This window comes from Exiguobacterium sp. SRB7LM (assembly GCF_015712685.1).
GTDB lineage: Bacteria > Bacillota > Bacilli > Exiguobacteriales > Exiguobacteriaceae > Exiguobacterium > Exiguobacterium profundum.
Window position 1 is genome coordinate 984889 of record NZ_VWVR01000006.1, and the last position, 15203, is coordinate 1000091.

The 15203-nt window shown below is 48.5% G+C and carries 19 protein-coding genes; 4 read left to right on the forward strand and 15 right to left on the reverse strand.

Features of this window, described 5'->3' with window-relative positions; genetic code table 11:
* Positions 1-52 precede the first annotated feature (52 nt).
* Positions 53-1294 carry a peptidase U32 family protein gene (locus F3H97_RS05875; protein ID WP_196430838.1) on the reverse strand — a complete coding sequence of 414 codons (1242 nt, stop codon included), beginning with the start codon at positions 1292-1294 and terminating at the stop codon, positions 53-55.
* Positions 1295-1303: 9 nt separating this feature from the next.
* Positions 1304-2200, reverse strand: coding sequence for a peptidase U32 family protein (locus F3H97_RS05880; RefSeq protein ID WP_370568606.1), 897 nt, complete (start codon positions 2198-2200; stop codon positions 1304-1306).
* A 151-nt stretch (positions 2201-2351) separates the two neighbouring features.
* Between F3H97_RS05880 and F3H97_RS05885 the strand changes: the two genes are divergently transcribed.
* Positions 2352-3146, forward strand: coding sequence for an SDR family NAD(P)-dependent oxidoreductase (locus F3H97_RS05885; protein WP_159562440.1), 795 nt, complete (start codon positions 2352-2354; stop codon positions 3144-3146).
* A gap of 30 nt (positions 3147-3176) precedes the next feature.
* Here the strand turns inward: F3H97_RS05885 and F3H97_RS05890 are convergent, their stop codons facing one another.
* From F3H97_RS05890 to rnz, 7 genes are read right to left on the reverse strand one after another with little or no spacing between them, the layout of a single operon-like run.
* Positions 3177-3509, reverse strand: coding sequence for a hypothetical protein (locus F3H97_RS05890; RefSeq protein WP_196430840.1), 333 nt, complete (start codon positions 3507-3509; stop codon positions 3177-3179).
* Between the two features lie 41 nt (positions 3510-3550).
* Entirely contained in the window at positions 3551-4096 is a 546-nt protein-coding gene (locus tag F3H97_RS05895) for a hypothetical protein (RefSeq protein ID WP_159562442.1), read from the reverse strand.
* Positions 4069-5025, reverse strand: a complete 957-nt coding sequence (locus F3H97_RS05900; RefSeq protein ID WP_196430841.1) for an ATP-binding cassette domain-containing protein — start codon at positions 5023-5025, stop codon at positions 4069-4071. Before F3H97_RS05900 ends, F3H97_RS05895 begins: the two co-directional genes overlap by 28 nt.
* Positions 5003-5689, reverse strand: a complete 687-nt coding sequence (locus F3H97_RS05905; RefSeq protein ID WP_230872819.1) for a hypothetical protein — start codon at positions 5687-5689, stop codon at positions 5003-5005. The genes F3H97_RS05900 and F3H97_RS05905 overlap by 23 nt, the downstream gene beginning before the upstream one ends.
* Entirely contained in the window at positions 5640-6050 is a 411-nt protein-coding gene (locus tag F3H97_RS05910; protein ID WP_159562444.1) for a DUF4430 domain-containing protein, read from the reverse strand. Before F3H97_RS05910 ends, F3H97_RS05905 begins: the two co-directional genes overlap by 50 nt.
* Positions 6047-6931 carry a hypothetical protein gene (locus F3H97_RS05915; RefSeq protein WP_196430842.1) on the reverse strand — a complete coding sequence of 295 codons (885 nt, stop codon included), beginning with the start codon at positions 6929-6931 and terminating at the stop codon, positions 6047-6049. The genes F3H97_RS05910 and F3H97_RS05915 overlap by 4 nt, the downstream gene beginning before the upstream one ends.
* A 1-nt stretch (position 6932) precedes the next feature.
* On the reverse strand, positions 6933-7838 hold the full coding sequence (rnz, locus tag F3H97_RS05920; protein WP_159562446.1) for a ribonuclease Z: 906 nt from the start codon (positions 7836-7838) through the stop codon (positions 6933-6935).
* A 73-nt stretch (positions 7839-7911) separates the two neighbouring features.
* Between rnz and F3H97_RS05925 the strand changes: the two genes are divergently transcribed.
* Positions 7912-8085 (forward strand): hypothetical protein, encoded by a 174-nt coding sequence (locus F3H97_RS05925; RefSeq protein WP_012726540.1) that lies wholly within the window; start codon positions 7912-7914, stop codon positions 8083-8085.
* Between the two features lie 45 nt (positions 8086-8130).
* Here F3H97_RS05925 and F3H97_RS05930 read toward each other — a convergent pair whose 3' ends face one another.
* Together F3H97_RS05930 and F3H97_RS05935 are read right to left on the reverse strand one after the other, a co-directional pair.
* Positions 8131-9258 (reverse strand): M20/M25/M40 family metallo-hydrolase, encoded by a 1128-nt coding sequence (locus F3H97_RS05930; RefSeq protein WP_012726541.1) that lies wholly within the window; start codon positions 9256-9258, stop codon positions 8131-8133.
* Positions 9259-9440: 182 nt separating this feature from the next.
* On the reverse strand, positions 9441-10430 hold the full coding sequence (locus F3H97_RS05935; protein ID WP_159562447.1) for an aromatic acid exporter family protein: 990 nt from the start codon (positions 10428-10430) through the stop codon (positions 9441-9443).
* Between the two features lie 77 nt (positions 10431-10507).
* Between F3H97_RS05935 and F3H97_RS05940 the strand changes: the two genes are divergently transcribed.
* Entirely contained in the window at positions 10508-11578 is a 1071-nt protein-coding gene (locus tag F3H97_RS05940; RefSeq protein ID WP_230872820.1) for an N-acetylglucosaminidase, read from the forward strand.
* Between the two features lie 158 nt (positions 11579-11736).
* The gene (fadH, locus tag F3H97_RS05945; RefSeq protein WP_031423370.1) at positions 11737-12501 is read left to right on the forward strand and encodes a 2,4-dienoyl-CoA reductase; all 765 of its coding nucleotides are present in this window, start codon (positions 11737-11739) and stop codon (positions 12499-12501) included.
* Positions 12502-12535: 34 nt separating this feature from the next.
* On the opposite strand, the gene F3H97_RS05950 is transcribed toward fadH, so the two are convergent.
* Genes F3H97_RS05950 through F3H97_RS05965 form a run of 4 tightly spaced genes read right to left on the reverse strand, consistent with a single transcriptional unit; the run spans position 12536 to position 15197 of the window.
* The gene (locus F3H97_RS05950; RefSeq protein WP_159562448.1) at positions 12536-13111 is read right to left on the reverse strand and encodes an HD domain-containing protein; all 576 of its coding nucleotides are present in this window, start codon (positions 13109-13111) and stop codon (positions 12536-12538) included.
* Between the two features lie 2 nt (positions 13112-13113).
* On the reverse strand, positions 13114-13788 hold the full coding sequence (locus F3H97_RS05955; RefSeq protein ID WP_196430843.1) for a metal-dependent hydrolase: 675 nt from the start codon (positions 13786-13788) through the stop codon (positions 13114-13116).
* 30 nt (positions 13789-13818) lie between these two features.
* Positions 13819-14541 carry an amino acid ABC transporter ATP-binding protein gene (locus F3H97_RS05960; protein ID WP_031423364.1) on the reverse strand — a complete coding sequence of 241 codons (723 nt, stop codon included), beginning with the start codon at positions 14539-14541 and terminating at the stop codon, positions 13819-13821.
* Positions 14538-15197 (reverse strand): amino acid ABC transporter permease, encoded by a 660-nt coding sequence (locus F3H97_RS05965; protein ID WP_012726548.1) that lies wholly within the window; start codon positions 15195-15197, stop codon positions 14538-14540. Before F3H97_RS05965 ends, F3H97_RS05960 begins: the two co-directional genes overlap by 4 nt.
* Positions 15198-15203: the final 6 nt, after the last annotated feature.

Below are 15203 nucleotides of genomic sequence, written 5' to 3' on the forward strand. Positions count from 1 at the left end.
TAGGGTAGCAGGATTGAACGGAACGGGCGACTATGTTGGCTCGGTGGATGTGTCAAACGAGCGAACGAGCACGCACACCTTTTCGCTTACGCATAATGTAATCGGTTGCGACCGGCCGATCCACTTTTACACGAATTGTCATCATCGCTTGGTTAGCAGACTCGAGGAGGTGACCGTCCACATCCTCCATCGTATCAATGACTTGTGAAAAACGAACAAATCCGGGTCCGAAAAATTCAACCTCTTCACCGATTGAAAAGTGATTCCGCTGTTCGAGCGTTGCCATACCCGTCACAGGGTCGTATGAGATGACACGAGCCGCAAACGCAAATTGCGGAATCGAACGAGGTTTCCCGAACAATTGCTCTTTTTCAGTCGGGATCCCGTAATAGAACCCGGTCGCGAGTTCACGTTGGGCCGCTTTCCAAATTTCTTCTTCCCATGCAGGGTCGAAGACGAAATGCTCTGGATCTTCACAGTACGCATCAATCACTTGACGATAGACGTTACACACCGTCGCGACGTAATGAATCGATTTCATTCGTCCCTCAATCTTCAAACTATCGACTCCTGCCTCCACCAAGTCAGGAATGTGGCGGACCATCGATAAATCAACTGAACTCATCGAGAACGGCTCTTCGTCACGCGCTTCCATCTCTTCTGTTAGAAGATCACCTTCTTCAAAGAAACCATATTTCCAGCGGCATGATTGGGCACATCCCCCACGGTTGGCATCTCGTAATGTCATGTGATTTGATAACGTGCATCGACCGGAATACGAGATACACATCGCCCCATGGACGAACGTCTCAATTTCGACATCGACTTCCTGTTTCATTTTAATGATTTCATCCATCGATACCTCACGAGCCAAGACGATTCGTTCGAGTCCTTCTTCCTTCCAGAAACGAAGGGTCTCGTAGTTTGTCGCCGAAGCTTGGGTCGACAAATGGACGGGCAACCCTTCTGCTTCCGTAAGACAAGTTTCAATCATCGCTGGATCCGAGACGATGACTGCATCGATTCCGATATCTCGAAGTGTTCGGAAGAAGTCACCTGCCCCCTCGATATCGCCTTCATGCGTCACCATGTTCGCAGCGACGTATACTTTCGCGCCGTACGCATGTGCGAAGGCTACCCCTTCACGCATCTCGTCATAACTGAAATTACCGGCACGTGAACGTAACCCGAACTGCTGTCCGCCGATATAGACCGCATCGGCACCATAATGGATGGCCATCTTTAATTTCTCTAAGTTTCCTGCTGGCGCTAATAATTCTGGACGTCGTTTCATCTTGATCCCTCACTTAATCTCTTCTGGTTTTCGTAACCACAGTCCCGTACCGAGACGGAACGTTTCCGGTTGAAGCTCGTGAAGACGATGTTCCATCTCTACACGATCAAATCGACCGTTCAACAAATTCGTCCGGGCATAAGTAAACAACTGAACGATTTCAACAAACTGGTCCCCAGCGTGCCATCCGTCTAGCTTCCACGTGTGAAGTCCATTTTTGACTAACGTCGGAAGCTGATCCATGAGCGTCAAATCCTCAGAGAAAATATGGGTGCCGTTCTCGTCCTCATAGATGGGATAACGACTGGTCGTATCTGCCGGTTCGCTCATATAAAATTCGCGTTGTTTTGCTTCTTCAACCGGTCTTCCGAGTTCGTTAAAGTAATTCGTCACGAGTGGGCGTTTAGAGTGATGGATGCATGTCGGACCATATACTTGTACTTCAACAGGAAGTCCGATTTGCTGCTGGATCAAGACGAGTTCTTCGATTGTCACTTCGCGGGCGACGACCGCTCCAATCGCTTCGCGTTTCCCCCAAAATTGGATCTGTTTGGCGGATGTGACGAGCGTTTGGGCATCATACCAATACGGAATCTTTGCCTGTCGAATCAAGCGAATGGCGCCGGGGTCTCCAGCGGTGACATCATCGACTCCTATCGTTTTCAGCGTTTGCAAATAATCTTTTAACTCTTCAATGTGGTCATTGTGCATCAGGTTGTTGACGGCTACCGTCACTTCTTTCCCATACCGATGGGCAAGTTGTGTGACTTCTCTCACAGCATCGATTGTCCAGTCACCTTTTTGTCTCAACCCAAACCTTGAATTTCCGATATATAGTCGGTCCGCGCCGGCTTTGATTAACGCTTCTGCCTGATCAACGCTTTGCGCCGTAGTGACGAGCTGAATCATCATATTTGTTCTACTCCCTACTTTGTGAGTCTAATCACATTTTCTTGCTATACTTTAGCATATGTTTCAATGTGCGAACGGAGCAGGATTTTAACAACTCGTGAAGAATTCAGTAACAATGTATGACTTTTCATCAAAGGAGTGGATCATGTTGTCAAAGACAGCTTTAATCACCGGCGCCTCGATGGGCATCGGTCTAGACTTGGCCGTACTCGCCGCTCGCGACGGCTACGACTGTATTTTAGTATCTCGGAACGAACCACGATTGCATGAACTAAAAAAAGTACTTGAGACACGTTATCGCATCAACGTACATGTCTTTGCTCTAGATTTGGCAAAACATGGCGCAGCAGTCCGATTGACGACGATGATTGCCGAAGCTGGCCTCACTGTCGACTTTTTAATTAACAATGCCGGGTTTGGCACGTCCGGCGCGTTCGCCGACCTTGATGCTGAGACGGAAGCCGACGAGGTCCGATTGAACGTCAATACGTTGACCGAACTGACGAAAGCCTATTTGCCTGGCATGCTCGAACGTGACCACGGATATGTGTTGAACGTTGCATCCGTCGCTGCCTTCCAACCTGGTCCATATATGGCCGTCTATTACGCGACGAAAGCCTATGTCCTCTCATTCACTGAAGCGATTCATGCCGAGGTGAAAGGTAGTGGCGTGCATGTGAGTGTGTTATGCCCTGGCCCGACGGATACGAACTTCTTTAATCGTGCCGGGAGTGAATTGTCATTCTCGAAAATGCCATCTCATCTCGTCGCCTTCTTCGGATACAAAGGGGTGATGAATAACAAGCGTGTGGTCATCCCTGGACTCTCTAATCAGTTATTGGTCGGGGTCGCCAAATTGATGCCACGAGCTCTCAGTCTCGAAGTATTACGTCGCGTCCAAAAACCGGCTGATGGAACACCTGCTGAATCGACCACATGAAAAAGGAGCGACCGCATCGGGTCGCTCCTTTTATGGTTCAGAGTGTAAGCGAGAGACGTTCACAAGCCGGTGTAGAAATACACCTGCCGGAATCATAGTCATCAGCGCTGTAGCGATGACGACTCCCCACGCCATGACGGCATCGAGCGTCAGGTCTCCTGACGTGAGCTGGTCCATGATGCTCAGTTGTTCCACGGAAAGCACAATCATGAGTGCTGGCCACACGCTCGCCGCAAGGATGCTGATCATGGCAAAACGGGCTCTCGTGTAACGTTTTGCCAATAGAATCAGGTTTAATAAGATAAACAATAGTCCTACGAGTAGAAACATGCCGACTTCTGTGAGATTGATATACGCACCCATCCGTCGTTCACCTCACTCAAAATGATATGACTATTGTATATTTACCCGAGTTGACGAAGGAATATGCGCTCGAACAAGGGACGGATTAAAAAGAGGAAAACGACGTTCGATAGCCCATGTGCCAAGTCAAACGGGACGCTGAGTAGAAGTAGCTTCCAAAAATCAGCTCCAATCACTTCGAAGAACGCTAGATTGGTCGTCCATCCATATATAAATCCGGACAAAAAACCAAACAGAAGAAAAAGGATGTTCGACTTCATCCATAACGGTCTAAAACTGCTGACGAGCGTTACGATAAGGAGCCAGCCTAAAAATTGATAGAAGACGAACGGTCCGATCCCGAGCAACAGACCTGACAAGATGGGTACGAAAAGTGCAAGGACCGCCGCAGCATTCAATCCAATACATAGTGCCGTCAGCATCAAAATGGCTGTCGTCGGTTGTACGTTCGGAATCGTCATGAAAAGCCAGCGACCGATGACTGCGAGTGCCAAAAGCTGCACGAGCGGTTGAACCGGGAGATCGGATTTCTCAAATCGATACAGCACCAGGATGGCAATCAGAATAGCGAGGACGTATGTGACCATAGCGTACTCCGTTCTTGAAAGAGTGACCGTTCTCCTTGAAAGACCACGCGACCACTCGCAAGGTAAATCACGTCCGTCGCTTGGTCGACTAACGCCAAATCATGTGTCGCACAAAGCACGCGTGCTGATTCGGACTTTTTCAAGAGCGCTTCAAGGAACGCCGTACGTTCCCCATTCGTTAAATCCACCGTCGGTTCATCGAGCAAAAGGACGCTTGCCGAGTCGTTCAGGACGGCTTGTAGTTGAGCGATCCTCCGGTTCGATTCTTTCGGAAACGGACCGTATTCCGTTTCGGCAGGAAGATAAGCAGCTCGCTCCCCCCGCTTCACCCGTCCACGAAGAGGGCGTCTGCTCCTTGCTAAAAGTTCGAGCAACGTCGATTTTCCACTTCCGTTCGTCCCAATACAGACTGTGAGGCCCGGTTCATTCATTTGGACCGTCACTTCTTCAATGGCATAAGTCGCCTGAAGCGGATGACGATAGGATACATCGGTCGCTTCAATTCTTGGTATCGTCTCCGATTGTCGGAAAGTGATTTTCATGTCTTCAGACGATTCTTGCGCCCGTTCCGTATAACCAATCCGAACACCGAGACCGGAAGTACGACGAAGTAGCATCTCTAGATGTTCTCTACGGAATTGATCGAGGTGGCGGAACGGTTCGATAAGTACAATTGCTTCGGGCTGATCTAATAGAGCATAAGCGACTTGTACAATCTGTTGCTCACCGCTTGAACAGGCGTCAAACGCTTTTGGATACAGGGCATCGATTTGTAAGAGTGAGGCGAGTTCCGCCCCCCGAAGCGAATCAACACGGGATAATAAATGACCAACTTTTCCTGAGAATGGTTGATTCATTCTGATGACTTGAGGACGATACCGCTCGATATATGCCTCGAGCGACCCGTCAACGGTAGAAAGCCATTGCATCACGAACACCTCCTTTTGTGACGTATGGATAGATGAGCCATGGGATGATGGTCCACTCGAGTGATACATAACCAATCAAGCCAATCATAAAGAGTTGGAGAACATCCTCAAATCGGAATCGACGCATCGGCTCGACCGCAAATCGTGGCTCATGCCTTTGGCTATTAATGCCAATCTCGATTGCTTCTTGCCACGCTTTTTTGGGGTGACTTCTGAGCGACTGACGTACCGCTCGTTCCATCGAAGGAATAAGTGCCCACGCCCCGTACAAGAGGGAAGTTGAACGGGGCCATTTATAGAGAAGTGGGAGCAATCGTTCCAATCGAACAATCCGAGAAATCCACAGCATGCCAAGTAAGAAAGTAGCCAACTTCAATAGCTGACGCCATATGTAAGTGAGCGATAACTCCCATCCGAACAATGCAGGGAAGACCGAGACGAGAGCAAACGCAATCAATACGATGAGCATCGTCCATGGAAACCGACGTTCAAGCATGAGCAAAAGGACAAGGCCGATGACAAATACTGTGACATCATGGATATACGTCAGAATGAATAGATGACTAAATAAAAAGAAAAGGAGCGTGACAGGATGTCGCCGCTCCCAATCTGCCTCATTCGAAGAAAGCAATCGCATCTTCTTCAAACCGCCACTGAATGACATCCGTCGATTCTACTTCTTTAGCACCGGCCCCTTCATCTCCGGGCGCGCCATTAAAAGCAAATACCCAGCCTGACGATTGTCCTTCTGATTTTTCTTCGATGCCTTCGATTGCCGTCACGTACGACATGTCTCCGCTTCCTGTCACTTCTAGATCAAGCCCTGTCGCTTTTAATGCGTCGAGCACGGTCGCATCCTCTTCAAGACAAACACTCTTCTCTTGATAGAGCGTCTCCTCCGTCGCCGCATTGTATACGGAAATGGTTGGACTTACATCGCAGGTCTCTTGTTGTGTTTCTTCTCCGCCACATCCGACAAGAAGTGCGGTCGCTAATAGGGAAATACTCAAATACGGTTTGATCATTCTGTCAAATCCTCTCGTTGATGTATCGAATAGTTATATAGTATCGCAAAACGTTCGCCTGAACCCCGTCCTTCCCGTGTCAGTCCGACGAGTTGGATGCTGTTTGCGAGGACCGGTTCGCGCTGGAGCCAGAACTTGACCAGTTCATTGTCCCGATTAATCATGAGCATCGATTCGTTTTCGAACGTATACATGTCATACAGTCCATCATAGGAAAGTTGTAACACTGGGGCAGAAACGACGTCAGTATACTCCTCCCACGAAGGACCTCGTAACGTCGACAGCATGTGGTCGAATTCGACTAGCTTTTCAAAAAAGGCCTGTCCAGATTCTTTACGTAATTCATCCACTTGTTCATACGAAAGTTGTCCTGAGCCGTATGTTACACGAATCTGTTGGAACGATTCGGCTCGTTCCACCATGAGTAAGTACTCAATGGATTGAACGTTCCCTTCTCGGTCGATCTGTAGTTTCCCACGATCTAATTTAATCGATTCACTATTGATTCGTTGTAACAACTTTTCAGTCATGTCATCAAACGATTCATCCGTGACCGAAACGGCGCCGATTTGTTGCGATTCGGAACGAAAGCCGGATTGATCGAATAACGGGACAAAAAGCAAGACAAGAAAAAAGAAGAACCCTAACAGTGCCCCATACCATTTATACCGGCTGTTCTGTTTCGGAAAGAACAAAAAAGACAATAGAAAGCCAATCGGAATGTGAAACCCGCCGATGGGAAAAGACACGATTCCAAGTAGGGAATAAAATAAGAACTTTGGAAAGAAGTTCGCTTCCGGCTCTTTCAATTGATTTAATCGAATCCCTAATAGAACGCTGATTACTAAAAAGGCTGCCCATACATAGAGTTGAATGGTCACATCAATCCCCCACTGTATATTCTAAAAAGTCCGTCGCAACGAGACTCGATGGAAAATCCGACACAACTTCTTGAACAAATTCTTCCTCTCGTCCGACATAGCGTGCTGAGATGTGTGTCACAATCAGCTTGCCGACGGCGCACGCATTCGCTAGCGCGGTCGCTTCACGTGTCGTCGAGTGACCATACTTCCGAGCGAGCGCTTGTTCCGCCTCCATAAACGTCGCCTCGTGAACCAGGAGGTCTGCTCCATCCGCCAACTTCTGCGCGTTCTCACACGGGATTGTATCTCCTAAAATCGCTACGATTTTTCCCGGAATCGGTTCAGTGACGTATTCTTTAGAGTCATACCATTTTCCTTCAAATTCAAATTGGTCTGATTCTTTGATTGTTCGATAAATCGGTCCACTTGGAATGCCGAGTTCTTTTACAAGGTCGACGCGTAACATGCCCGGTTTTTCTGGACCATCGATTCGGAAACCGAATGAAGGGAACCGATGCTCTAATTTTCGCACAGTGACGAGATGGTCGTCTTGTATGAATGTGTCCCCGTCGGAGTACTCGATCACGGTCAGCTCATATCCTAAATGTGAGCCCGTGACACGCAACGTAACTTCTAGCCATTTTTTCAATCCTTTTGGTCCATAGACGGTCAAGGGCGAGGCCCCATCAAGTGCCGAACGAGTCGACAAGAATCCAGGCAATCCGAAGACATGGTCACCATGAAGGTGTGTCACCCATACCGCGGTCACTTTCCTCGGTTTGATTTTCGTGTAGAGCATTTGGTGTTGCGTGCCCTCACCACAATCAATCAGCCAGGTCACGTTCGATAAATCGAGAGCTAGCCCCGATACGTTGCGCTGTTTCGAAGGCATCCCCGACCCAGTTCCTAAAAACTGTAACTTCATAAATATTTAATTCCTTTCTTCAAGCCGTTCCATGCTATACTTGACGTAATCGCTGAAAAGGATGTGATTTGTGATGACCAAGGCAGAACAACCCGAATCGATTTATGAGACGATTCGAGAACGCGCAGCTTTGATGAATCGCTTGCACCAACAGGAACAAGGCACCTCTATCCGCATTCACGACATAGCGATCGAACTTCATTGCACAGACGAGTTGATTTTAGAATCACTGGAGTTCGCAGCATAACGAGTACGAACACATACGAAGAGCCGACGAATGGTCGGCTCTTTTTTATTGCTTAGGTGATGCGACTTCTTCGACGATCGTCACGACATACTCGACGAGTTTGTATAACTCTTCAAGTGGCATCCGTTCGTTCGTCGTATGAATCTCTTCATAGCCGACCGCCAAGTTGACTGTCGGGATTCCCCCACCGGCGATGACGTTCGCATCCGAACCGCCCCCTGAGTGTAAGATTCGAGTCGGACGTCCGATTGTCTGAGCCGCACGTTTCGCCACCTCAACGACTTCGTCCCCTTCCTCAAACTTGAATCCAGGATACATGATGTCGATGTCCACTTCAGCACGACCACCGAACGACTCAGCGACCTCGATGTACGCTTGTTTCATGGTTTCTGCCTGCTTCTCCATCTTCTCATGGATGAGCGAACGGGCCTCAGCAAGAACTTCGACATAGTCACACACGATGTTTGTCGCGCGGCCCCCTTCGAAGCGTCCGATGTTGGCTGTCGTCTCTTCATCGATACGACCGAGCGGCATCTTCGCGATGGCTTTCGCTGCGATTTGAATCGCCGAGATTCCTTTTTCAGGTGCGACACCAGCATGAGCCGTCTTCCCGTAAATCTTCGCGTTCACTTTTGCTTGTGTCGGAGCGGCGACAATGATGTCTCCAACTGGTCCATCCGAATCAAGGGCAAAACCGAACTTCGCATCGATTTTCGATAAATCCAATACTTTCGCACCGACGAGACCTGATTCTTCCCCGACCGTGATCACGAACTGGATTTGACCATGTGGAATTTGTTTTTCTTTCAATACACGCACGAGTTCGATCATCGCAGTGAGGCCGGTCTTGTCGTCTGCTCCGAGAATCGTCGTACCATCCGTGACGACATATCCGTCTTTGATGCTCGTCTTGATTCCTTTACCTGGAGTAACCGTATCCATGTGAGCCGTAAAGTAAATCGGATCAACATTTTCTTTCGTTGCAGGCAACGTGATGATCAAGTTGTTACCAGAGTGTGCCGTCTTCGTTGATGCGTCGTCCTCGTAGACGTCGCAGCCAAGCTCTGTGAATACACCTTTCAAATGTTCACAGATGACCGCTTCTTCCTTCGTTTCTGAATCGATGCCGACCAATCCTAAAAATGTGTCGAGCACGCGTGTCTCGTTTACCATAAACAACATCCCTCCATCCAAACATTTCTTGACCATTATATCAAACTCCCCTAGATTGCACGAATCTTTTCCATTCTGTACAATGATGGCAAACACGTATATGGAGGCAGACCATGAAGAAAAAACAGAAAAGACGACAACGCATCATTCAAATCGGCGTCGTCGTCATCGTCTCAATCTTTTTAATCAGCACGTTTCTCTCGAGCATGACCATGTTCTTTTAAGAGCAAGATGTATCGCTCTTTCAAGATCAAGTAACTTTTTACATCTGATAAAATATTTAATAAGGATGAGCGTACCTCGAATTCCTCACGCGTCGTGGGGAGAGGTACGTTTTTTCGATAATGCTCAATCATCTCTTCTAGCTCCTGTAAAAAGACAGAGGCATCGGCCTGCTCGTTCACATGGTCCCCGACTCGACGTAAAAACGTCGCGACCGGTTTCGCTTCATTGACGACCATCGTGATTTCTCTGGCGTTATCCGCGACTCGTTTGAGAATATCATACTGTCGTTCACGCATTCGGAAGTATAGATAGTCCATGTCCTCGTTTCGCTTTCCGATTGAGTTCCCCATACGGCGAAGAGCCAAATCTTTCCCCTCTTTCAGATAGTCCCGCGTCTTGATGAGCATCATCGAGTGATTGTTATAGACGCCCGTCTCGACACATGCCGCCACGTCATAAAACAGAACAGCAAGCGAACGGTCGATATTCTCTTTAATCCGTTCAATCTCACGGTCAAGCGTCGGCATATACATGTTGACGATGAGCCCGACACCGACACCGATTGCAATGAGCAATAGCTCATTGATAAATAACTCGAGTGAAAACTGTGCTTCGGTGTAGAGGTGGGTCAAGATGACGACACTTGTAATGAGCCCGTCTTGCAGTTTCAATTGTTGTACGAGCGGAATGAAAATGACAAAATAAAGTGTGAGCGTCACCGGTGAATAGCCGAGTAGCGTGAACATCGCCGCACCCATTCCGATGGCGAGAAGACTTGCCATGACTCGTTCATAGGAGGCGCGAATCGATTTTTTACGCGTCTCTTGAATACTTAAAATGGCGATAATGGCTGCAAATACAAAATAATCGAGATGAATTGTTTCGGAAATGAGCATCGCGATACCTGCTGCGACCGCGGTCTTTAACGTCCGCGTTCCAATTTTCATACTAATTTCCCCCTTCTCCATCAAATTGTTGACTAAATCAACTCGTTTGGCAATTCAAAAGTTTGGAAGTGATTTGATTGAAACGAAAGAAAAGACTTAAGGTTTGGCCGATGATTGCGACACTTAGTCTCGCCATCGCAGCCTTTTTATGGATTCAATTTTCCCGTGAAGACACCTATACCGTCGAAACGGTGACGAATGGCGACCGTGTCACGAGGTCGTTCGAATCTCTCGCAGAAGCAAAACGATACATGACGGCCGGTAAGAACCGGACATTGTTCTCCCCCTCTGGAGAAATACTCGATTTTACAGGTACCGGAGTCGTCGTCACTCCGAGTGATGCTATCACAAACTTATATAAAGATGCATCATTTAAAACACGACAATCCTATGTCGCTGGTGGCACGAGACTTCAACTAATTGAACGCGGAGACGATCATCTTAAAGTACGTATCTCCGGGGCGGATGTGTATGTCAAACCGGATCAAATGGCGTTATTCCCTGAAGCGGTTGTGAAGAGACGTGGATATTACGAGATTCGGGATGGTGACGTCTACCATACGGTGGAAGCGAACGCCAATCTCGCTGGTACATTCCTTGTAGGCCCGACCGAGAAACGCTCGGATGACCGTTTTTACACAGAACGTGTCCAAGACGTCTTTGATTCTCCTTATCAATTTGCATCGATTCGGACGTCGTCTCCATATTCGGCTGAAGAATTCGATCAATATTTAACGTCGATCGATTCACCGCTCGCTGGGGAAGGAAAGTCCTTTAAACGGGCAGAAGATACGTATAACATCAATGCCTTATTCCTGCTGGCGGTTGCCGGGCATGAGTCCCGATTTGGAACGTCCGATATCGCTCGAGACAAGCGGAACCTATTTGGGTTCCGCGCGACAGATGACGACCCGAGCGGGAATGCGACATCCTTTAAAACAATTGACGCCAGCGTACAAGCTGCTGCTGAATTGTTTGCGACTAAATATGTCACAGGGCCGTACGCTCGTGGCGATTATCCCGGGAACAAGCAGGAAGGCATCAATATCTTCTATGCATCCGATCCATACTGGGGCGAGAAAGTTGCTGGTACAATGTACACGATTGACCGTGAACTCGGTTTGAAGTACTTGAAAAAAATTCAATGAAAAGCAGCCCGGCTCATACGAGTCGGGCTGCTTGACGTCTGTATACGTTTCAGGACAAAGGAATGATTCAATATGAATCAACATCTTATTGAAGGATTTTCACATCACAAGACGAATAGTATAAATGAACGACCATTCATTCTTGAGGGGGAATTAAGATGAAAACGATTTGGATTACCGGGGGATCGTCCGGCATGGGGAAAGCGATGGCATTAAAATTTAAACAGGAAGGATGGAACGTCGCTATCAGCGGTCGAAACGAGGAACGACTACTAGAAGCGATGAACGATTTGAATTCAATCGATGCAGGTCAGGCGATGAGTGTGCAACATGACGTTCGTGACTATGAAGGATGCGCGAAAGCACTGGCTGACATCGTATCCGCTTATGGACCTGTACACGCACTCGTCAACAATGCTGCCGGAAATTTTGTGTGTCCGACTCTTGATTTATCTCCTAATGGTTGGGCAAGTGTCATCGACATCGTCTTGAACGGGACATTCAACTGCACCCATGTTCTCGGGAAACATTGGGAAGCAGATGAAATCCGTGGCGGCTCCATCATCAACATGGTCGCTTCCTATGCGTGGCAGGCAGGACCTGGTGTCGCACCGAGTGCGGCAGCGAAAGCAGGGGTCTTGAACTTGACGCGAACACTCGCGGTTGAATGGGGCTATCAATTCGGCGCGCGGGTCAATGCCATCAGTCCTGGACCGATTGAACGGACAGGCGGCGCTGAAAAGCTCGTCTCCCACGTAAAAGAAGTAGAGCGTATTCGCCGTAACGTCCCACTTGGACGTTTTGGGACACCGGAAGAGATCGCGGACCTCGCTTACTGGATGGCATCAGACGAGATGCGCTATTTAAACGGGGATTGCATCTCTCTTGACGGTGGTCATTGGTTGAACAAGCATCCATTCTAATCAAAAGGACGACCGAATATACTCGGTCGTCCTTTTATATGTCCACCCCATCCCATTCTTCATGAAACTGTTCTAGGAACTGCTGCATGAAAGCATGACGTGACATCGCTAGTTGTTTTGCTTTTGCGGTATGCATCATCGACGCCAGCTTCAACAGCTTGTCATGAAAATGTTGAATGGCACTCTCTTCCGACAAATCAAGCGGAGTTTTGCGAGAACCCGCGAACTGGAACGTTCGCGCAATCCCGATGGCCCCCATCGCATCAAGACGGTCGGCGTCTTGCAAGATTTCGCTTTCCCGGGTCGTTGGGGTCTTGCCTTTTGAGAAGGAGACCTCATCAATCACCGCCATCACCAAGTCCACTTGCTCTTCAGTGATGTCAATTGAGGACAGATGCTGTTTGACGAGACCGTTCGGACGACCGAGCTTATGATCTTCCACGTCGTGTAAATATGCCGAGAGGAGGAGAACCGTCCGATTGACCGGTTCATCCTCCATTAAACGTTCCACTAGTCGGACGACACGCGTAATGTGGGCGACGTCATGACCCGACGCGTCATCTGCATGAATCGTTCCGATGAACTCTCGCGTCGCTTGAATCACGTCCATGCTTAAATCTCGATCGTCGTATTCGGTTCAATCAAGAGACCTCGACGGTGCAATTGGTCACAAAACGCCTGAGCATCTTGTTTAATCGGCGGGAACGTATCAAAGTGGATTGGAACGACACGTTTCGCTTGAAGCCACTGCGCCGCATCTAAAGCGTCTGTTGGCCCCATCGTGAAGTTGTCTCCGATTGGAAGGAACGCGACATCGATTTCAAACCGTTCACCGTACATCTTCATATCGGAGAAGAGACTCGTGTCTCCAGCGTGGTAGACCGTCAGTTCGTTCGTCTCGATGATGAATCCGGCAGGCATCCCCATATAGACCGGTGTGTCTCCCATGTCAAAGCTCGAACTGTGGAACGCTTGCGTCATCGTGACGCGTCCGAACGGAAAAGCATGACCTCCCCCGATGTTCATCCCGTGAACAGAGAAGCCTTTTTTCTCGTAATACGTTGCGAGTTCATGTGTCGCCACAATCGTCGCACCCGACGATTTCGCAATCAATTCGACATCCTCGATATGATCGAAATGAGCATGTGTGAGCAACAAATAGTCCGGACGTAGTGTAGAAGGGTCTATTTCCGTATGAGGGTTACTCGTCAAAAATGGATCGATCAACACGTTTACGCCATCAATCTCAAATCCTACAGTCGCATGTCCATAATAGGTGATTTTCACGTGTATTCATCCTTCCTTCGTAAGTTCAGATTACAACACTTTCTCCAAGAAACGTTTCGCCCGGTCTGTTTGCGGATTCAACAACAGGTCAGCCGGTTTTCCTTCTTCCATGAGAATCCCTTCATCCAGGAAGAGGACGCGGTCTGCCACTTCACGGGCGAAGCCCATTTCGTGTGTGACGACGACCATCGTCATCCCAGTCTCAGCCAACCCTTTCATAACGTCGAGTACTTCATTGACCATCTCAGGGTCAAGTGCCGATGTCGGTTCATCAAACAACATGACGTTCGGTTCCATCGCCAAGGCACGCGCGATGGCGACACGCTGTTTTTGTCCACCCGAGAGTTGGCTCGGATAGGCATCGATTTTTTCAGAAAGGCCGACACGTTCGAGTAATTTCTTCGCACGTTCCAGCGCTTCCGCCTTGCTAACTTTTAAGACGTTGATTGGTGCATACGTCAAATTGTCCAATACGCTCATATGAGGGAACAAGTTGAACTGTTGGAATACCATCCCGATGTTTTGACGCGCCTTCGCGACGTTCGCCCCTTTTTTCGTGAGCTCGAATCCGTCGACACTTACCGTCCCGCTCGTTGGAATCTCAAGCATGTTCAAGCAGCGTAGAAATGTCGATTTACCAGACCCGGACGGTCCGATGACAGCAACCACTTCACCACGCTCGATCGTCGTCGTGATTCCTTTTAACACTTCTAAGTCACCAAATTGTTTGTGTAGGTCTTTTACTTCGATCATCTTCCATCACTCTTTCTTAACCGTTTTTCTAGACGTTGTCCAAGATACGTCAAGATCATCACTATCGTAAAGTATATCACACCGGCGAATAGAAGCGGTTCGAAGTAGATTGCCTTCTGCCCACCGACGATTTGCGCACGACGCATGATATCGAGCACCCCGACCGTCGAGACGAGTGCAGACTCTTTCGTTAATGTGATCATCTCGTTCACAAGAGCAGGCAAGATGTTCTTGAACGCCTGTGGCAAGATGATAGAACGTAACTGTTTGACATACGGGACACCAAGAGCATCCGAAGCCTCCCACTGTCCTTTATCTACTGCTTGGATACCCGCTCGAATAATCTCTGAAATATACGCCCCCGAGTTGAGCGAGAAGGCGATGACCGCTGACTGGTACGGTGTCGTGATATATCCCGTCAGTTGCGGCAATCCGAAGTGGATGATGGCGAGTTGCAAAATGAGTGGTGTCCCACGGAACACCGCCGTATAAGCATGTCCGATAAAGTTAATCAGACGATTCGGGACAATTTTTAATGTAGCGACAACAATCCCAAGTGAGATCCCAATCAATGCCGAGACGATCACCACTTGGAACATGACTGGAATCCCCTCAAGTATATAAGGGATCGAATCATAAATCCGGCTAAAATCCATAGTGAG